We start from the raw sequence: 19,187 nt of genomic DNA on the forward strand, positions 1-19,187 counted from the left end.
TCTTTTTAACGGGAACAGGCGAAAAAGGCGGAATCTTCCGACGTTTCGCCACACGCCCAATGCCCTACCCTCCGGTCCTGACTGTAAATAGCGAGCAAGGAACCGCAACTTTGACGACGGAGCATTTGCCTGCTCCTTACATACGGCTGTCAAAGTGCGGGACCGTGCATTAGAAACGGCATATGAGACGCTTAAACATCACCCCAGATGCCGCAGGCCTGTTTGCATGACCAGAATGCCCGTACCTATAAAGACCGAGTTGCCCGAACTTCCCGTTAGTGCCGTTCTCGGCGATATCGCCGAGGCTCTGGCCGGGGCGAAGCGCGCAGTTCTTTCTGCGCCACCGGGCGCGGGTAAAACGACGCTCGTGCCGCTTCATCTTTTGCAGCAGGACTGGCGGGGTGACGGCAAGATCATTCTTCTCGAGCCCCGCCGGCTTGCCGCCCGTGCCGCAGCCGGGCGCATGGCCGAGCTGCTTCACGAGGATGTCGGGCAAACCGTCGGCTATCGTATGCGGCTCGACAATCGCGTCTCCTCGAAAACCCGGATAGAAGTGGTGACCGAAGGCGTGTTTGCCCGGATGGTCCTGGACGATCCTGAACTTGCCGGCGTTTCGACGGTGATTTTCGACGAGTTTCACGAACGTTCGCTCGACGGCGATTTCGGACTGGCGCTTGCACTCGACGTGCAGGGTGGGTTGCGGGATGATCTGCGTATCCTCGTCATGTCCGCCACTCTCGATGTCGAACGCATCAGCACGCTGATGGCAGACGCCCCGGTCATTCAGAGCCTTGGGCGGACGTTTCCAATCGACGTTCGTTATGAGGATCGTTGGCAGGGCGTGCCGATTGAAGAGAAAGTCACCAAGGCGATCACTGAGGCCCATGGGTCGGAAACCGGCTCCATCCTCGCCTTTCTACCGGGACAGGCGGAAATTACCCGAACGGCCACGCGGCTGGAGGGACGTTTTCCCGCAGATACGGATATCATCCCGCTTTACGGCAACCTTTCACAGAAAGAGCAGGATGCAGCGATAAAGCCGGCGCCGGCTGGGCGGCGCAAGATCGTGCTGGCCACATCGATTGCGGAGACCTCGATTACCATCGATGGCGTGCGTGTGGTGATCGACAGTGGATTGCAGCGACTACCTGTCTTCGAGCCGACAACGGGAATCACGAGACTGGAGACGGTGCGGGTGTCGCGCGCTTCCGCCGACCAGCGGGCGGGTCGCGCCGGGCGAACGGAACCCGGTGTTGCGATCCGCCTGTGGCATCCGGGGCAGACGGCGGCGCTCAACGCCTTTACGCCACCGCAAATTCTGGCGAGCGATCTTGCCGGCCTTGCGCTCGATCTCGCCCATTGGGGTGTTCAGGATCCCTCTTCTCTTGCCTTTCTGGATATGCCCCCCGAAGCCGCACTGAAAGAATCGGTGGCGCTTCTCAAAAATCTGGGCGCGCTCGACAAAGGCGGAGCGCTGACGCAGCGCGGCCATCTGATGCGCGGCCTTTCATTGCCGCCACGGCTGGCGGCCATGGTGATTGCGGCGGCAAGCGAAGGCGCGGGGAAAAAGGCGGCGATGCTCGCCGTCATGCTGACGGAACAGGGGCTCGGCGGAAACGACATCGATCTCGATGAGCGGTTGCGGCGCTTTCTCTCCGACAGGAGCGAAAGGGCGCAGGCGGCGCGTAAGCTGGCATCGAGGCTGTTCGACGCGATCGGCGACAAGACGGCGGCAACCGAGCTGCCGAGTGAGGCCGGGCCGTTGCTGCTGCATGCCTATCCGGACAGGATCGCGCTTCAGCGTGGCGCGCGGGGACGTTATGTGATGGCCAATGGGCGTGGCGCAGAGCTTGCCGAGACAGAACGGCTGGCGGCGAGCAAAATGCTGGTGGTTGTCGATATTACCGGGCGAGCGGCGCAGCCGCGCATCCTTGCGGCGGCAGGCATAGAGAGGAGCGATATAGAAGAGCGGATGCCGCACCTCATCGTTCAGCAGGACCAGCTGCTTTTCGACAAGGCGAGCGGCCAGGCGCGCGCAAGAAAGGTGACGCGGCTTGGCGCCATCATCCTCGATGAGACACCCCTGCCCCGTCCCGAGGGCGAACAGGCGGCACAGGCGCTCGCCAATGGCGTTCGGGAATTCGGCATCGGCATTCTTCCTTTTTCGAAAGAGACGCTGCAGTTACGCGACAGGATCGGCTTTCTGAACGCCAGTATCGGGGAGCCCTGGCCGGATGTCAGCGACGAGGCATTGCTTTCGCGGCTGGACGAATGGTTCGTCCCTTTTCAGCACGGTGCGCGCAGCCTGCAGGACATCCGGCCCGGCAGCCTCTCCGAAGGGATACTGTCTCTGGTGCCGCATGAGGTGGCGCGCGATCTCGCCAAGTTGGCGCCGACGCATTTCGAAGCACCGACGGGACAGCGGCATCCCATTCGTTACGACGCCAGCGAACCGACGCTTTCCATTCGCGTGCAGGAACTTTTCGGGCTGAGAGCCCACCCGTCCATTGCGCAGGGGCGGTTGCCGCTACTGCTGGAATTGACCTCCCCGGCGCACAGGCCGATACAGACGACACGCGATCTTCCCGGCTTCTGGGCGGGATCCTGGAAGGATGTGCGGGCGGATATGCGCGGACGTTATCCACGCCATCCATGGCCGGAGGACCCGGCATCGGCCCCGCCGACAAGCCGTGCAAAACCGCGCGGGACGTGATGATGATGAACAGGGCAAAGGAGATGACGGTGGCTGGCCATTCTATCGAAACCACGAGGCTCGGCCGCGCCAGCCGCAGGATAAGGCTGCAGACCATCGTCTGGCTGCGCTGGCTGGCGGTTGCGGGACAGACGGCAACGATCCTGCTTGTCGCTTTCGGGCTCAATTTCCCCCTGCCGCTTCTGGCCTGCGGCCTTCTGATCGCGGCGCTCGCTCTTGCAAATCTGTTTCTCACCGCCCGCTTTCCCTCCACCTATCGGCTGGAGCCCTGGGAAGCGACATTGCTGCTGGCTTTCGACCTGCTGCAATTGACGGCGCTCATCTACATCACCGGCGGACTTTCCAATCCTTTCGCACCGCTGATCTGCGTGCAGGTCATCATCGCCTTTGCCTCCCAGCCGCTGCGGCATTCGCTCATTCTCCTCGGCTTTGCCGTCATCTGCTCGACCGCGATCGCCTTTTCGCCCTTTCCGGTTCCGTGGTATCCCGGCGAGGTTTTGCCGATCCAGCTTCTGCTGCATGTCGGCACCTGGGTCGCGATCATCGCCACGACCTCTTTTGCCGCCTTTTACGCCTATCGCGTTTCGCATGAAGCAAACCAGCTGGCGGATGCGCTGGCTGCAACCGAGCTGGTGCTGGAGCGGGAAAAACATCTCTCGCAGCTGGATGGGCTGGCGGCGGCAGCGGCGCATGAGCTTGGCACGCCGCTCGCGACAATCAGCGTCGTCGCGAAGGAAATGGAGCGGGAACTCGGCAACGACGAAAAATTCGGCGAGGATATAGCCCTACTGCGCAGCCAGAGTGAAAGATGCCGTGACATTCTGCGCCGCCTCACCTCGCTTTCCGCCGACAATGAGGAGCACATGCGCCGCCTGCCGCTCTCCTCGCTGATCGAGGAGGTGATGGCGCCACACCGGGAATTCGGCATCCGCCTCGAACTCGTTGAAAAGAACAATCGCGCCGACGAACCGGTCGGTATCCGCAATGCCGGCATCATCTACGGTCTTGGCAACCTCATTGAAAACGGCGTGGATTATGCGCGGGAAAAGGTGACCGTGACGGTGGATTACGATCAACAGAACGTCGCCGTCATCATTGAAGACGATGGGCCGGGTTATGCCCATGACGTGCTTGCCCGTATCGGCGAGCCCTATGTGACCGAACGTCACAACGACACACGGGCGGGCGGGCTCGGGCTCGGGCTTTTCATCGCCAAGACCTTGCTGGAGCGCTCCGGCGCCACCGTCACCTTTGAAAATCGCGGCACGAGCGGAACCGGAGCACGGGTCACAATCGTCTGGCCTCGGGCGCTTATGGACGATAAAAGAAGCCGTTGACTTTACCATCCACGTTGAAGCGGCGATAAGAAGAAGAAAACCAAGCCGACGAAGTTGCCGGAAGGCCGGAAACATGAAGACAGAAGACCAGAACAACTCCACCAACGTGCCAACGGACGACATTGACCCGATCGGACCCGACAGATCGCTGCTGATCGTCGATGATGACGGTCCGTTTCTGCGCCGGCTTGCCCGTGCGATGGAAACACGCGGCTTTACCGTCGAAACCGCCGAGACAGTGAGCGATGGCATTGCCCGCTCCAGGGCTGCGCCGCCGAAATATGCGGTTGTCGATCTGAGGCTTGCGGATGGCAACGGTCTGGAAGTCATCGAGGCCATCAGGCAGAACCGGGACGATACGCAGATCGTCGTTCTGACCGGCTACGGTAATATCGCAACCGCCGTTACCGCCGTAAAGCTTGGAGCGCTGGACTATCTGGCCAAGCCCGCCGATGCGGACGATGTGTTCAATGCGCTGACGCAGCGCAAGGGCGAAAAGACCGAAGTTCCGGAAAACCCGATGTCGGCAGACCGGGTTCGGTGGGAGCATATTCAGCGTGTCTATGAAATGTGCGAGCGCAACGTTTCGGAAACCGCCCGCCGGCTGAACATGCACCGGCGAACGCTGCAGCGCATTCTCGCCAAACGCGCGCCCAAATAACCGAAGTCATTCTCCGAAGCTGCGCCCGGTCGTCCATTCCGCCAGCATCAGCCGGGTCGCAGCGGTTCGCGAGAAATCCAGCATTACCGACTTGCGGGTTGCCGGCGGCAATTTATGCTCCGGCGCATCGCGCAGCATATGGGCGCCATATCCATCCGACAGGATCAGCCCGCATTCCTCCGGGAATATGTCGGTCGGCACTTCAGGATGGGTGGCGAAGAACAGCCGGTCGCAATGCAGGCGGTATTCCGGCCATTTGCGATCGACGCGGAAATCCTCGATGGAGGATTTGATTTCGATGATCCAGATTTCACCCTTGACCGACAGGCTGATGAGATCTGCCCGTCGCCCGCTTGCAAGGGGCAGTTCGGGCAGCACCGAATGGCGCATTTCATGCAGAAGCACCTGAACGCCGCGGCGCACCAGCATCGCCTTGTCCGACTGGCGGCCGTCTATTAACGGATTATTGTTGGTAACGGAAAGAATAGTCATGGATAAAGGCTGCTGAAGCGTTTGGCCTATTGTTGCAAAAAGGCAATCAACCGGCAATTTTAAATGCCCGACCGTTTCGCGGCGGCGCAACGGCTTGCCAAGAGCGGCTGAATGGAAAATAACCGATTTATCCAATTAAGCCTACTCTTTCGCACAATTTGGCGAATTTTCCGCGAGAACGACATGCGCATCCGTACCCCATTGACCGCACTCGGTCTGACGGCAGCACTGGCTCTGGCCGGCTGCGCCGAAACTACCTCCCAATCCTCCGCTCCGACCTCCGGCAAGATCGCAGCGTCCGTACCGGTTGCTGACCCCGTTCCGGCGAAGGTCGAAACGGTTCAGATCTTCAACGATGTCTACGGTCCCGTGACCGATGCGGGCTATGCGCTGCCGGCCATTCCGATCAATCGTGTGAATGAGAAGTACCGCCGTCAGATCGTCGAATTCCAGACATCCGAACGCGCCGGCACCATCATCGTCAATACGCGTGAGCGTTACCTCTATTACATCCTCTCCGGCAACCGCGCGGTGCGCTACGGCATCGGCGTCGGCAAAGCAGGTTTCGCCTGGGCCGGTGAGGCCTATGTCGCCTGGAAGCAGGAATGGCCGATGTGGCATCCGCCGAAAGAAATGGCGGACCGTAAGCCGGAAGTCGCCAAATATGTCGAGGCCGGCATGGGTCCGGGTCTTACCAACCCGCTCGGCGCGCGCGCCATGTATCTCTTCAATGAAAAGGGACAGGACACGCTGTTCCGCATCCATGGTTCGCCCGAATGGGCCTCGATCGGCACCGCCGCCTCTTCCGGCTGCATCCGCATGATCAACCAGGACGTCATCGACCTTTACAGCCGCGTTCGTCCCGGCCGCAGCACCAAGGTCATCGTGATCCAGTAAAGATCACATACCAGACAACAAAAAGCCGCCGTGGATTTCCCCGGCGGCTTTTTGTTTCTCAGGACGGCTGACGGCTTCAGGCCGCCTGCTTGGCCTTCAGTTCCAGACGGCGGCGGTGCAGAACCGGCTCGGTGTAGCCGTTCGGTTGTTCACGGCCCTTCAGCACCAGTTCGACAGCCGCCTGAAATGCCACCGAGCCATCGAAATCGGGGGCCATCGGCAGATAGGCCGGATCGCCGGCATTCTGCGCATCGACCACGGCGGCCATGCGTTTCATGGTCTCGACGATCTGTTCCTGCGTCACCACGCCATGGCACAGCCAGTTCGCCATGTGCTGCGCGGAGATGCGCAGCGTGGCGCGGTCCTCCATAAGCCCGATATTGTTGATATCCGGCACCTTCGAGCAACCAACGCCCTGATCGACCCAGCGCACGACGTATCCGAGAATGCCCTGCGCGTTGTTGTCGAGTTCGCGCTGGATTTCTTCCGGCGTCCAGTTGGGACGCGGCGCGACCGGTACCGACAGAATATCGGAAAGCTTCGCACGGCCGCGGCTTTTCAAACCTTCCTGAACGGCAGCGACATCGACCTTGTGATAATGCGTGGCATGCAGCGTCGCCGCCGTCGGCGACGGCACCCAGGCCGTATTGGCGCCGGCCTTCGGATGCGCGATCTTCTGCTCCAGCATAGCCGCCATCAAATCCGGCATCGCCCACATGCCCTTGCCGATCTGCGCATGGCCGGAAAGGCCGCATTCGAGGCCGATATCGACGTTCCAGTTCTCGTAAGCCGCGATCCATGCCGCCTGCTTCATGTCGCCCTTGCGGATCATCGGACCCGCCTCCATCGAGGTGTGGATTTCGTCGCCGGTGCGGTCGAGGAAGCCCGTATTGATGAAGACGACGCGATCCTTCGCAGCGCGAATGCTTTCCTTGAGGTTGACCGTGGTGCGGCGCTCCTCATCCATGATGCCCATTTTCATGGTGTTCGGCGCCATGCCGACAAGCTTTTCGACCCGGCTGAAGATTTCGTTGGCGAAGGCCACTTCCTCCGGCCCGTGCATCTTCGGCTTGACGACATACATGGAGCCGGCGCGGGAATTCTGACGTCGCCCGGATGGACCGACATCGTAAAGGGCGATCAACGCCGTGACGACGGCGTCCATGATGCCTTCAGGAACCTCCCGACCATCCCTGTCGAGGATCGCCGGATTGGTCATCAGATGACCGACATTGCGCACCAGCATCAGGGAACGGCCGGGCAGCGTGAGCGCAGAACCGCTGGGAGCGGTATAATAACGATCCGGGTTGAGGCTGCGGGTGAAGGTCTTGCCACCCTTGGAGACTTCTTCGGTCAGGTCACCACGCATCAGGCCAAGCCAGTTGCCATAAACCAGCACCTTGTCTTCGGCGTCGACGGCGGCAACCGAATCTTCGCAATCCATGATGGTCGTGAGCGCGGATTCGAGAATGACATCGGAGATTCCCGCCTTGTCGCCCTTGCCGATTTCTGTCGTGGGATCGATGACGATTTCAGTGTGCAAACCATTCTTGCCGAGCAGGATCGTTGCAGGCTTTGCCGCTTCGCCGCTGAAACCCTCAAACTGGGCTGCATCCTTGAGGCCAGTCCTGGCGTCGCCGATGGCAAGCTGCAACAGGCCATTCTCGATCTTGAAACCGGTCACCTTGGACCAGCTTCCCGTCTCCAGCGGCGCGGATTCATCGAGGAAGTTTCGCGCCCAGGCAATGACCTTTTCACCGCGCTTCGGATTATACCCCCTGCCCTTTTCCGAACCGTCGGCATCAGAAATAGCATCCGTGCCGTAAAGCGCGTCGTAGAGCGAACCCCAGCGGGCATTGGCCGCATTCAGCGCATAACGCGCATTCATGACCGGAACGACGAGCTGCGGGCCGGCGACGGCGGCGATTTCAGGGTCGACATTGCTGGTTTCCACCTGGAAGCCGGGACCTTCCGGCAGCAGATAGCCGATTTCCTTCAGAAAGCTCTCATAGGCGTCAAAATCCGCCGGCGCACCATTCTGCCGATACCAGCCATCCAACTTTTCCTGCAGGGCGTCACGCTTTGCCAGCAATTCGCGGTTCTTCGGAGAAAGCTCGTGAACAATGGTCGAAAAACCTTCGAAGAACGCCTCGCTGTCCAGACCCGTGCCGGGCAGGACGTCGTCAGTCAAAAAGGCATAAAGCCTGTCATCGATGGAAAGACCGAATTTATTCGTGCGGCTCACATGCGCCTCCTCTATTCTGAAGGCACAGATTGGACGCGGAGACGGCCGCTCGTCAATTGCGGCGGACAGCCAAATATTATTTCCGTTTTGGAAACAATGCGGGCGATAGTCGCCTTTTTCTACAAAAGCGCCTGCAAATCCTTGATGCGATCATTCACCAGCCAGCCGTAGTAGTTTTCTTCCGGCAATAAGGGCTGCTCCCCGCCTGCGGCGCGCTGGCGGTTCTTCTGGGCAAGCGCAGCGGCACGCTGCTGCGACCCGCCGACATTATATAGCGTGGAGGTCACACCCGGATTTTTCGAAATATCCATGTCGGCAATAGATCTATAGTCGTCGATAGACTTGCGGATGGACGCCGCCATGAAAGCGAGCGACCGGTCAGGGTCCATAATGGCGGTGTAGACAGCGGTGGCGTCGTTCTCATCCAGCTTCTCATAGCCGGAAGTTCTCGACACCATATCGGACAACATCAGCGCCGTCAGCGGGTTGATCTGGCCGAGGCCGAAGGTCTGGCCGGCATAGAAGGGCTGGAAAAACACGGCGCTGAAACGGTTGTTCGGGTAGGCGACACCATCGACCGTCTTGCCGCGGAAACTGTCTTCCCAGACATCTTCCCGACAGTTCCAGACACTGTAGGAATCCTTTTTCGACTGGCATTTGGCAAATTGCGAATGGGCCAGAAACTGCGCGATGGTTTCGTCCTTGTAGCCAAAACGGAAGCTGTTGCCCGCGTAAGACGCCGCCTTGACGTAATAGGACTGCAGCCGGTCATAGGCGTCGACATTATAGGTATGTTCGCCGACGATCGCGCCGATCATATGGATCGGATCGATGCCGTAGCGCCCGGCCGTCGACTTGATCTTGGCGATCAGAGCCTTGTCGGAGGACAAAAGGTCGATGACCTTCTGGTACTTGCGCTCGAAAGAGGTGTTGGACGCCTTTGTTCTTTTTGCGGAAGCGCCGGGAACGCCGGGCTGTTCGGCATTGCGATTGCCCGGTGGAACGACCGTCGCGGCTTCGACGTAGGAAGACGCGATGACGGTGAACGTCAAAGCAGCGGCAAATGCCAGAAGAGTTTTGCGCACGAGCGAATGCCTTTTCTCAAGCCTGCGGCTTCCGCCAGCGAAATAAGCTGGGAAAACCGGATCATTCCACTAAAACGGTTCCAACCGGAATGCAGCCCTTCCCATAAACAAAATGCGGGCTGAATGCGAGACAAGGCGGATAAAATAAAAGAGTGCGGCAAATATGGCCGCACTCTTCTTTCTTGGATCCCTGAAATCTTCAGAGAATATAGCGGGACAAATCCGTATCGGCGGCGAGATCGCCGACATGTTTGCGGACATATTCCTGATCGATCTTGACGGCGGAACCGCCGCGATCCGGCGCATTGAAGGAAATCTCGTCCAGAACCCGCTCCATCACCGTCTGCAGACGGCGCGCACCGATATTCTCGACCGACGAATTGAGATGAACAGCCACATCGGCCAGAGCATCGATTGCATCATCGGTGAAATCGAGGTCGAGTTCTTCCGTCGCCATAAGCGCCTTGTACTGGCGGATGAGGCTTGCTTCCGTCTCCGTCAGGATACGGCGGAAATCCTCCTTGGTCAGCGGCTTCAGCTCCACACGGATCGGCAGGCGGCCCTGAAGCTCCGGCAGAAGATCCGACGGCTTTGCCACATGGAAAGCGCCCGATGCGATGAAGAGAACGTGGTCGGTTTTTACCGGCCCGTATTTCGTCGAAACCGTCGTGCCTTCGACAAGCGGCAGCAGATCGCGCTGCACGCCTTCGCGCGAGACGCCGGCGCCCATGCCGCCGTCACGGGCGGCGATCTTGTCGATTTCGTCCAGGAAGACGATGCCGTCATTTTCGACCGACTTCACCGCCTCGCGCTGGATCATTTCATTGTCGAGCAGCTTGTCGGATTCATCGCGGATCAGATCGGCATAGGATTTCGATACCGTGGTGCGCACCTTCTTGGTGCGTCCGCCCATGGCTTTGCCGAACATTTCCGACAGGTTGAGAACGCCGATATTGGCGCCCGGCATGCCGGGAATTTCGAAACCGGGCATGCCCGAGCCGCTATCCGCCACTTCGATATCGATTTCCTTGTCGTCCAGTTCGCCGTCGCGCAGCTTCTTGCGGAAGCTTTCACGCGTGCCGGGCGAGGCGGTTGCACCAACCAAGGCATCGAGCACCCGCTCCTCGGCGCTCTGATGCGCCTTGGCCTGTACTTCGGCGCGCTTCTTTTCACGCACGAGGCCGATGCCGATCTCGACCAGATCGCGAATGATCTGCTCGACATCGCGGCCGACATAACCGACTTCGGTGAACTTGGTCGCCTCGACCTTGATAAAGGGTGCACCGGCCAGCTTGGCAAGTCGGCGGGAAATCTCCGTCTTTCCGACACCGGTTGGCCCGATCATGAGAATGTTTTTCGGCATGACTTCATCGCGCAGGCTCTCGTCGAGCTGCTGGCGGCGCCAGCGGTTACGCAGCGCAATCGCCACCGCACGTTTGGCCTCATGCTGGCCGATGATGAAGCGGTCAAGTTCCGAGACGATTTCCCGGGGAGAAAAAGTGGTCATTCTATCCTCTCGGCTTTCCTGTTCCGGCCGGCCATTCCGGCCCGGCCCACAGGACCCTTGGGTGAGAAACTAGCTTATTCGGCGTCGAGGGTTTCGACGACGAGATTGTGGTTGGTATAAACGCAGATATCGGCGGCGATATCGAGAGACTGGCGCGCCACCTCTTCAGCCGATTTGTCCGTATCCATCATGGCGCGGGCGGCAGCAAAGGCGTAGTTGCCGCCGGAACCGATGGCAATCGCGCCATGTTCCGGTTCCAGCACATCGCCATTGCCGGTAATGGCGAGCGTGGTGGATTTATCGGCCACCAGCATCATGGCTTCGAGATTGCGCAGATATTTATCCGTGCGCCAGTCCTTCGCAAGCTCTACTGCGGCGCGCATGAGCTGGCCCGGATATTGCTCGAGTTTCTTTTCAAGACGGTCAAGCAGCGTAAAAGCATCCGCCGTCGCACCGGCAAAACCGGCAATCACTTCGCCCTTGCCGATGCGGCGAACCTTGCGGGCATTGCCCTTCATGACGGTCTGGCCAAGGCTTACCTGACCATCGCCAGCCATGACGACCTTGCCGCCCTTCCTGACTGTAATAATTGTTGTCATCAAACACCTGTCTGCCCTGCCGGGCCTGCGGTTAACGGGCCGGGATGCGGCCCTTCTCGGGTTCTATGTAAGTTTGCTTTTCGCGATTGCAATCTTCGAGGCGACGCACCGTTTTGAGCATGTCAGGCAAGACGATGGAACAACTGGATATTTGTGTCCCGTGCTGATAAGGAACGGCAACATTTTCACGGAGCGGCCAAAATGGCAGAACGTAAAGGCGAGATTATCCGCAAGACCAACGAAACCTCGGTTTCGGTGCGCGTGGATATCGACGGCACGGGCAAATCGAAAATTTCCACCGGGGTGGGATTTTTCGACCATATGCTGGACCAGCTCAGCCGCCATTCGCTGATCGACATGGAGATCGAGGTAGAGGGCGACCTGCATATCGATGACCATCACACTGTGGAAGATACGGGCATTGCCATCGGCCAGGCCATTGCCAGAGCGCTGGGCGACCGGCGCGGCATTACCCGTTATGCCTCGCTCGATCTTGCCATGGACGAGACGATGACCAAGGCCGCCGTCGATATTTCCGGCCGGCCCTTTCTCGTCTGGAACGTCAATTTTTCCGCGCCGAAGATCGGCACCTTCGACACGGAACTGGTGCGCGAGTTCTTTCAGGCGCTCGCCCAGAATGCCGGCATCACATTGCATATCCTGAATCATTACGGCGCCAACAACCATCATATCGCCGAAACATGCTTCAAGGCCGTTGCCCGCGTTCTTCGCACGGCAACCGAGATCGACCCCCGGCAGGCAGGCCGCGTTCCCTCCACGAAGGGTATGCTGGCCTGACGCCAAAGCTGTCAGGAAGCCCATGACAAGCTATCTCGTTCTGGAAGCCCCCAACGGGCCGGACAGGGACCACAAGACGACCCGCTTTGTTGCAGACCGTTTCGTCTGGCTGGCTCTCATTGCGCCCTGGCTATGGCTCGCCATCAACCGCCTGTGGCTGGCAACGGCGGTGGTTGTAATCGCGCTCCTTCTGGCCGGCCAGGTCTCGATATTAGCCGGATTCGAACCGGTTGGCATTCTCTGCGGTTTCGCCATCGGGCTCATCACGGCACTGGAGGGACGCGATTTTCTCGTCCGGCACCTGATCCGCAAAGGCTGGACGCTGACTACAGTCGTTTCCGCACCTGATCTTTCGAGCGCCGAAGACATATATTTCTCCGGTCTCTCCGAAAACACCGAGAGGGCGGAACAGCTGTCCCAGCCGGTCTGGACCCCTTCGCCGCAAAAGAGCGGCGACAAAAACTTCGTCAACGATCCCGCCGGATCGTTTCTTTTCGACTTGAATGGAAGGCGCTGACATGCGTGTCGCGATCATCGACTACGGTTCGGGCAACCTGCGTTCGGCCACAAAAGCTTTCGAGCGTGCCGCCCGCGAAGCCGGCATCAATGCAACCATCGATCTGACCGACAAGCCGGATCACGTCGCCTCGGCGGATCGCATCGTTTTGCCGGGCGTCGGCGCCTACGCGGATTGCCGCGCTGGTCTCGACGCCGTTCCCGGCATGCATGACGCACTTATCGAAGCCGTGGAGAAAAAGGCCCATCCGTTCCTTGGTATCTGCGTCGGCATGCAGCTGATGTCCTCGCGCGGGCTGGAAAAGACTGTCAGCAAGGGCCTTGGCTGGATCGAAGGCGATGTCGTGGAAATGACGCCGTCCGATCCGAGCCTGAAGATTCCGCAGATCGGCTGGAACACGCTGGAAATTCGCCACGCCCACCCGCTGTTCGACGGCATCAAGACCGGCGCGGACGGGTTGCACGCTTATTTCGTGCATTCCTATCATCTGGCCGCCAAGCATTCGACCGATGTCATCGCCACCACCAATTACGGTGGCGCGATGACGGCTTTCGTCGGCCGCGACAATATGGCGGGCGCGCAGTTCCACCCGGAAAAAAGCCAGACGCTCGGCCTTGCCCTGATTTCCAATTTCCTGCGCTGGAAGCCCTGACATGATTCTTTTTCCCGCAATCGACCTTAAAGACGGCCAGTGCGTTCGCCTGAAACTCGGCGATATGGACCAGGCCACCGTTTATAACGAGGACCCCGGCGCACAGGCCAAGGCCTTCGAGGATCAGGGCTTCGAATGGCTGCATGTCGTTGATCTTAACGGCGCCTTTGCCGGCGAGACCGTGAATGGCGAGGCTGTCGACGCCATTCTGAAAGCCACGAAAAACCCGGTGCAGCTCGGCGGCGGCATCCGCACGCTCGATCATATCGAAGCGTGGCTGAGCCGTGGGCTTGCCCGCGTCATTCTCGGCACCGTGGCGGTGCGCGATCCGGTTCTGGTCATCGAAGCCTGCAAGCGTTTCCCCGGTCAGGTCGCCGTCGGCATCGATGCCAAGGGCGGTAAGGTCGCTGTTGAAGGCTGGGCGGAAGCCTCCGAACTCGGCGTCATCGAACTGGCCAAACGTTTCGAAGGTGCCGGTGTCGCGGCCATTATTTACACCGATATCGATCGCGACGGCATTCTGGCCGGCATCAACTGGGCTGCGACGCTGGAACTGGCGGATGCCGTTTCCATCCCGGTCATCGCCTCCGGCGGTCTCGCCTCCATCGACGACATCAAGCGCATGTTGCAGCCGGATGCCGCAAAGCTCGAGGGCGCGATTTCCGGCCGCGCCCTTTACGACGGCCGCATCGACCCTGCCGAGGCGCTTGCCCTTATCAAGGCTGCAAAGGACGTGAACGCATGACCCTCAAAGCCCGCGTTATTCCCTGCCTCGATGTGAAAGACGGCCGCGTCGTCAAAGGCGTGAACTTCGTCGACCTGATCGACGCCGGCGATCCCGTCGAGGCGGCAAAAGCCTATGATGCGGCGGGAGCGGACGAACTCTGCTTCCTCGACATCACCGCCTCTTCGGATAATCGCGACACGATCTTCGATGTCGTCTCTCGTACCGCCGATCATTGCTTTATGCCGCTGACCGTCGGTGGCGGGGTTCGCAGCGTCGCGGATATTCGCAAGCTGCTCCTTTGCGGTGCGGACAAGGTCTCGATCAATTCCGCAGCCGTCAAGGATCCGGATTTCGTGGCGCAGGCGGCCGACAAGTTCGGTAACCAGTGCATCGTCGTCTCCATCGACGCCAAAAGGGTTTCGAAAGAAGGTGAAGCCGGCCGCTGGGAAATCTTCACCCATGGCGGCCGCCAACCGACCGGGATCGACGCCGTGGAATTCGCCATCAAGATGGTCGAACGCGGCGCCGGCGAACTGCTTGTTACCTCGATGGATCGCGACGGCACCAAGAGCGGATACGATATCGGCCTGACGCGCAGCATTGCCGATCAGGTTCGCGTGCCCGTCATCGCCTCGGGCGGCGTCGGCACGCTGGACGATCTGGTGGCGGGCGTGCGCGATGGCCATGCAACTGCGGTGCTTGCCGCCTCCATCTTCCACTTCGGCACCTATTCGATCGGGCAAGCCAAGAACTACATGGCAGAGCACGGCATCGCCATGCGTCTCGACTGATTGCAGGAACTTCCCATGAGCGCATTTTCCCTTTCCGATCTGGAACGCATCGTCGCGACCCGTGCCGCTGCCTCTCCTGACGAATCCTGGACGGCCAAGCTGGTTGCTGCCGGCCAGGAGCGTGCGGCGAAAAAACTCGGCGAAGAAGCAGTCGAAACCGTGATCGCCGCTATCGCGAAAGATCGCGACGGGCTGAAGAACGAGGCGGCCGATCTGCTTTACCATCTGCTGGTGGTGCTCAAGATCGCCGAAATTCCGATAGATGAGGTTTTTGCCGAGCTGGAGCGTCGTACGGGGCAAACCGGCCTTGCGGAAAAGGCAGCGAGGCCGACATCATGAATGTCGAGGCAGGCAGCGGGGAGAGAGGCATGCCGAGCACACTCGATCATTTCCGACCGGATGAATATTCGCCCTACCACTTCTTCAGTTCGGAAGAATGGTCGAAGTTTCGTGCCGATACGCCACTGACGCTTTCCGCCGACGAGGTCAAACGTCTGCGCTCGCTGGACGACCCGATCGATCTGGACGAGGTGCGGCGCATTTACCTGTCGCTCTCGCGCCTCCTGTCATCGCATGTGGAGGCGTCGCAGCTGCTGTTCGAACAGCGCAACCGCTTTCTCAACATGGCGGATGTTAACAAGACGCCCTTCGTTATCGGCATTGCCGGTTCCGTGGCGGTTGGAAAATCGACGACGGCGCGTATCCTGAAGGAGCTACTGGCCCGCTGGCCCTCCAGCCCCAAGGTCGATCTCATCACCACCGACGGATTTCTTTATTCGAACGAGGTTCTGCGGCGGGAAAACCTGATGGAGCGCAAGGGCTTTCCCGAAAGCTACGATATCGGCGCGCTCCTGCGTTTCCTCTCGGCGATCAAGGCGGGCCAGCCGAATGTGAAGGCGCCGCGTTATTCGCACCTGACCTACGACGTGCTGCCGAATGAGTTCACTGTCATCGACCAGCCGGATATTCTCATCTTCGAAGGCATCAACGTGCTGCAATCGCGCGACCTGCCGGCGGGCGGGCGGATCGTGCCGATCGTTTCCGACTTTTTCGATTTCTCGATCTATATCGACGCCGATGAGGGCCTCATTCATAACTGGTATGTGAACCGGTTCATGAATCTGAGAAAAACCGCCTTCCGCGATCCCAATTCGTTCTTCAACCGTTATGCCTCGATCAGTGAAGAAGCGGCGCTGAGCATTGCCGAAGGGCTATGGCAAAACATCAACCTGAAGAACCTGCGGCAGAACATCGTGCCGACGCGCCCGCGCGCCGATCTTATCCTTCGCAAGGGCAAGAACCACCTGATCGATACGGTAGCGCTTCGCAAGCTGTGAAGATGCCGCGCGTGGCGGCATCTTCCGCGGTTAAAACCCGTTATTAAGCAAGATCAGGAATACGCAGAACCTGGCCGGGATAAATCTTGTCGGGATGCGTCAGCATCGGCTTGTTGGCTTCGAAGATGATGTTGTTCTTCGCGCCATTGGCCTTGCCGTACTGGGCTTCCGCAATCTTCCAGAGATTGTCGCCCTTCTTGACCGTGTAGAAGACGGGTTCTTTCGCCGGCGCCTCAGTCACCTTCAGCTCGCCGGCTTCGACCTTGGAAATGCCGAGCGTATTGCCGACCGCGATGACCGCCTTTTCGAAAACCGACTGATCGGCCACTTCGCCCTTCAGAACGACCTTGTCGTCCACCACCTCGACCTGAACCTTGTCCGTGCCGAGATCGTGGGAAGCGAGTTCCTTCTTGACCGCTTCGACATCGGGGGCATCATCGCCGCCGATACCAAGCTTCTTTCCCGCTTCCTTGATGAAATTGAACAGACCCATAGCACCCTCCTTGGTTGTAGGGAGGCTTACCAGACGATATTTGAAGCTCTATGACAAGGGTGAAACATTCGCCGTCTCACCGTCGCTTATTCGCCCGAGGGCTTGCCGCGCATTTTCTTGATATCGGAGCGACCGGACTTCGCCTTGAGGCGGCGCTCGACCGATCCCTTGGTGGGCTTGGTGGCCTTGCGCACCGGCGGCGGCGGCGCGGCAGCTTCGAGGATCAGTTCCTTCAGCCTTTCGCGCGCGTCTTCGCGATTGCGTTCCTGGCTGCGAAATCGGCTTGCTTCGATCATCAGCACGCCGTCTTTCGAAACGCGCCTGCCACCCAGACGCAGTGCGTTGGTCTTTACCCGATCCGGAAGGGAGGGCGAATTGGCAATATCGAAAAACAGCTGAACCGCCGTCGAGACCTTGTTGACGTTCTGGCCGCCCGGCCCGCCGGCCAGCACGAATTGCTCCGTCAGCTCCCAGCCGGCGATGGTGATACGGTTGCTGATGTAAAGCGGGTCACTGGCCATGATCTTTCTCCGCGCCGGTGATGCCATAGATCGGCAGGAATGGAAACAGCAGGCCAAACGAAAGAACCCGGCACAAGGCCGGGTCCCCTCCTCCTCATAAATGAGGCTTCATTCATTCAGCCGCGAGCAAAAGGCCCGGTGCGGCGTCGCGAACCTTACTGTCGACGTGGTCTTCGAACTTGGTGAAGTTGGTGACGAACATCGACACCAGCTTCTTCGCCTGCGCGTCATAGGCTGCGCCATCGGCCCAGGTCGAACGCGGATCGAGGATCGCGCTGTCGACGCCATCCAGCGACAGGGGCACGGCGAAACCGAAATTCGCGTCGGTGCGGAATTCCGCATTCTTCAGGTCGCCGGTCAGTGCGGCGGTCAGAAGCGCGCGGGTCGCCTTGATGGGCATGCGCTTGCCGATGCCGTAAGCACCGCCGGTCCAGCCGGTATTGACCAGCCAGCAATCCACACCATGCTTGCCGATCAGTTCGCGCAGCAGGTTGCCGTATTCCGCCGGGTGGCGCGGCATGAAGGGTGCGCCGAAGCAGGTGGAGAAGGTGGCTTCCGGCTCCGTTACACCCTTTTCCGTACCGGCAACCTTTGCGGTGTAACCGGAGAGGAAGTGGTACATGGCCTGCTCCGGCGTCAGCCGGGCAATCGGCGGCAGCACGCCGAAGGCATCCGCCGTCAGCATGATGATCGTCTTCGGATGGCCGGCAATGCCCGTTTCCGATGCATTCGGAATGAAGTGCAGCGGATAGGCGCTGCGGGTGTTTTCCGTCAGCGAGTTGTCATTGAAATCGGGAACGCGGTTTTCGTCCAGCACGACGTTCTCAAGAACCGTGCCGAAACGGCGGGTCGCGGCGTAGATTTCCGGCTCGGCTTCGGCCGAAAGCTTGATCGCCTTGGCATAGCAGCCACCTTCGAAGTTGAAGATGCCGTGTTCGCCCCAGCCATGTTCGTCATCGCCGATCAGCGTGCGCGACGGATCGGCAGACAGCGTGGTCTTGCCGGTGCCGGAGAGGCCGAAGAACACGGCGGAATCACCCTGCGGACCGACATTGGCGGAGCAATGCATGGGCATGACGCCCTTGGCCGGAAGCAGGTAGTTCAGCACCGTGAAGACCGACTTCTTGTTTTCACCGGCATAGGACGTGCCGCCGATGAGGACGAGGCCGTTGGTCAGATCGCAGGCGATGACGGTTTCCGAACGGACGCCGTGACGGGCCGGATCGGCCTTGAAGCTCGGCAGGTTGATGATGGTGAGCTTCTGCTTGAAACCCGCCAGTTTTTCCCGCTTCGGACGGATCAGCAGATTGCGGATGAACAGCGAATGCCAGGCAAGTTCGGTGACGACGCGTGTCGGCAGCGCATTTTCCTCATCGGCGCCGCCGATCAGATCCTGCACGTAAAGCGTCTTGCCGGCGGCATGGGCCAGCATGTCCTTGCGCAGCAGCTCGAAATTTTCCGGCGAAAGCGGCTTGTTATTGTCCCACCAGATGGTGTTCTCGGTGGACGCGTCGCGGACGACGAATTTGTCCTTCGGAGAACGGCCCGTGTGCTGGCCGGTGACGGCGCGCAACGCGCCATCGATGGTCAGTTCGGCCTCGCCATTGCGGATCGCCTCTTCGTATAATTCGCTCTCGTTGAGGTTATAAAAGACGCGGGAGGCCTCGCCCAGTCCGAGTTCCGCAACTCCATTGGCAGGATTATGAACCCCAAGCTCGTTCATGACGCGTTCCTTGTTAATGACGATAAGGACGTTGAAATTTCCTCGGAAAATACGTGGCAGCTTTTGGAAACGCAAGAGCTGAACTTTAAAAA

General features: G+C 59.6%; 19 protein-coding genes. 11 read left to right on the plus strand and 8 right to left on the minus strand.

All coding sequences use genetic code 11. From position 1 onward, the window contains the following. Window positions 1–226: 226 nt before the first annotated feature. The 3 genes from hrpB (at window position 227) to L901_RS19455 (ending at window position 4,711) form a co-directional block, all read left to right on the plus strand. Window positions 227–2,713 carry an ATP-dependent helicase HrpB gene (gene hrpB, locus L901_RS19445; RefSeq protein WP_059759660.1) on the plus strand — a complete coding sequence of 829 codons (2,487 nt, stop codon included), beginning with the start codon at window positions 227–229 and terminating at the stop codon, window positions 2,711–2,713. A 29-nt stretch (window positions 2,714–2,742) separates the two neighbouring features. Beyond that, on the plus strand, window positions 2,743–4,050 hold the full coding sequence (gene actS / locus L901_RS19450; protein ID WP_080857121.1) for a two-component system sensor histidine kinase ActS: 1,308 nt from the start codon (window positions 2,743–2,745) through the stop codon (window positions 4,048–4,050). A 73-nt stretch (window positions 4,051–4,123) separates the two neighbouring features. Continuing rightward, window positions 4,124–4,711 carry an ActR/PrrA/RegA family redox response regulator transcription factor gene (locus tag L901_RS19455; RefSeq protein ID WP_059759665.1) on the plus strand — a complete coding sequence of 196 codons (588 nt, stop codon included), beginning with the start codon at window positions 4,124–4,126 and terminating at the stop codon, window positions 4,709–4,711. Window positions 4,712–4,717: 6 nt separating this feature from the next. Here the strand turns inward: L901_RS19455 and L901_RS19460 are convergent, their stop codons facing one another. Then, window positions 4,718–5,203 carry an MmcB family DNA repair protein gene (locus tag L901_RS19460; RefSeq protein ID WP_004444350.1) on the minus strand — a complete coding sequence of 162 codons (486 nt, stop codon included), beginning with the start codon at window positions 5,201–5,203 and terminating at the stop codon, window positions 4,718–4,720. A 183-nt stretch (window positions 5,204–5,386) separates the two neighbouring features. Here L901_RS19460 and L901_RS19465 point away from each other — a divergent pair, with 183 nt between their 5' ends. After that, the gene (locus L901_RS19465) at window positions 5,387–6,100 is read left to right on the plus strand and encodes a L,D-transpeptidase (RefSeq protein ID WP_003521204.1); all 714 of its coding nucleotides are present in this window, start codon (window positions 5,387–5,389) and stop codon (window positions 6,098–6,100) included. 76 nt (window positions 6,101–6,176) lie between these two features. Here the strand turns inward: L901_RS19465 and L901_RS19470 are convergent, their stop codons facing one another. From L901_RS19470 to hslV, 4 genes are all read right to left on the minus strand, one after another. Further along, window positions 6,177–8,345, minus strand: a complete 2,169-nt coding sequence (locus tag L901_RS19470) for a malate synthase G (protein WP_059759667.1) — start codon at window positions 8,343–8,345, stop codon at window positions 6,177–6,179. 119 nt (window positions 8,346–8,464) lie between these two features. After that, window positions 8,465–9,430, minus strand: a complete 966-nt coding sequence (locus tag L901_RS19475; RefSeq protein ID WP_059759669.1) for a DUF1402 family protein — start codon at window positions 9,428–9,430, stop codon at window positions 8,465–8,467. Window positions 9,431–9,629: 199 nt separating this feature from the next. Next, complete coding sequence (hslU, locus tag L901_RS19480; RefSeq protein WP_003521199.1) at window positions 9,630–10,937, minus strand: ATP-dependent protease ATPase subunit HslU; 1,308 nt, start codon at window positions 10,935–10,937, stop codon at window positions 9,630–9,632. A gap of 74 nt (window positions 10,938–11,011) precedes the next feature. Further along, window positions 11,012–11,536: an ATP-dependent protease subunit HslV gene (gene hslV, locus L901_RS19485; protein WP_003521197.1), complete on the minus strand. Its 525-nt coding sequence runs from the start codon at window positions 11,534–11,536 to the stop codon at window positions 11,012–11,014. 201 nt (window positions 11,537–11,737) lie between these two features. On the opposite strand from hslV, the gene hisB reads away from it, so the two are divergent. The 7 genes from hisB to coaA are packed head-to-tail and all read left to right on the plus strand — an operon-like array spanning window position 11,738 to window position 16,358. Continuing rightward, window positions 11,738–12,334: an imidazoleglycerol-phosphate dehydratase HisB gene (gene hisB / locus L901_RS19490; RefSeq protein WP_059759671.1), complete on the plus strand. Its 597-nt coding sequence runs from the start codon at window positions 11,738–11,740 to the stop codon at window positions 12,332–12,334. 22 nt (window positions 12,335–12,356) lie between these two features. Continuing rightward, complete coding sequence (locus L901_RS19495; RefSeq protein ID WP_059759673.1) at window positions 12,357–12,851, plus strand: DUF2628 domain-containing protein; 495 nt, start codon at window positions 12,357–12,359, stop codon at window positions 12,849–12,851. Window position 12,852: 1 nt separating this feature from the next. Next, window positions 12,853–13,503 carry an imidazole glycerol phosphate synthase subunit HisH gene (gene hisH, locus L901_RS19500; RefSeq protein WP_031233376.1) on the plus strand — a complete coding sequence of 217 codons (651 nt, stop codon included), beginning with the start codon at window positions 12,853–12,855 and terminating at the stop codon, window positions 13,501–13,503. A gap of 1 nt (window position 13,504) precedes the next feature. Then, a complete protein-coding gene (gene hisA / locus L901_RS19505) occupies window positions 13,505–14,248 on the plus strand; it encodes a 1-(5-phosphoribosyl)-5-[(5-phosphoribosylamino)methylideneamino]imidazole-4-carboxamide isomerase (RefSeq protein WP_059759675.1) in 744 nt (247 codons plus the stop codon). Then, the gene (hisF, locus tag L901_RS19510) at window positions 14,245–15,021 is read left to right on the plus strand and encodes an imidazole glycerol phosphate synthase subunit HisF (protein ID WP_059759677.1); all 777 of its coding nucleotides are present in this window, start codon (window positions 14,245–14,247) and stop codon (window positions 15,019–15,021) included. Before hisA ends, hisF begins: the two co-directional genes overlap by 4 nt. Before the next feature lie 15 nt (window positions 15,022–15,036). Next, a complete protein-coding gene (locus L901_RS19515) occupies window positions 15,037–15,360 on the plus strand; it encodes a phosphoribosyl-ATP diphosphatase (protein WP_059760019.1) in 324 nt (107 codons plus the stop codon). Beyond that, on the plus strand, window positions 15,357–16,358 hold the full coding sequence (gene coaA, locus L901_RS19520) for a type I pantothenate kinase (RefSeq protein ID WP_183044117.1): 1,002 nt from the start codon (window positions 15,357–15,359) through the stop codon (window positions 16,356–16,358). The genes L901_RS19515 and coaA overlap by 4 nt, the downstream gene beginning before the upstream one ends. 43 nt (window positions 16,359–16,401) lie before the next feature. Here the strand turns inward: coaA and lysM are convergent, their stop codons facing one another. From lysM to L901_RS19535, 3 genes are all read right to left on the minus strand, one after another. Further along, window positions 16,402–16,851: a peptidoglycan-binding protein LysM gene (gene lysM, locus L901_RS19525; protein ID WP_020808713.1), complete on the minus strand. Its 450-nt coding sequence runs from the start codon at window positions 16,849–16,851 to the stop codon at window positions 16,402–16,404. A gap of 86 nt (window positions 16,852–16,937) precedes the next feature. Then, window positions 16,938–17,372 carry an alternative ribosome rescue aminoacyl-tRNA hydrolase ArfB gene (arfB, locus tag L901_RS19530; RefSeq protein WP_020808712.1) on the minus strand — a complete coding sequence of 145 codons (435 nt, stop codon included), beginning with the start codon at window positions 17,370–17,372 and terminating at the stop codon, window positions 16,938–16,940. A gap of 112 nt (window positions 17,373–17,484) precedes the next feature. Next, on the minus strand, window positions 17,485–19,095 hold the full coding sequence (locus tag L901_RS19535) for a phosphoenolpyruvate carboxykinase (RefSeq protein ID WP_035222020.1): 1,611 nt from the start codon (window positions 19,093–19,095) through the stop codon (window positions 17,485–17,487). Between the last annotated feature and the right edge of the window lie 92 nt (window positions 19,096–19,187).

The organism is Agrobacterium sp. D14, assembly GCF_001526505.1.
Taxonomy (GTDB): domain Bacteria; phylum Pseudomonadota; class Alphaproteobacteria; order Rhizobiales; family Rhizobiaceae; genus Agrobacterium; species Agrobacterium leguminum.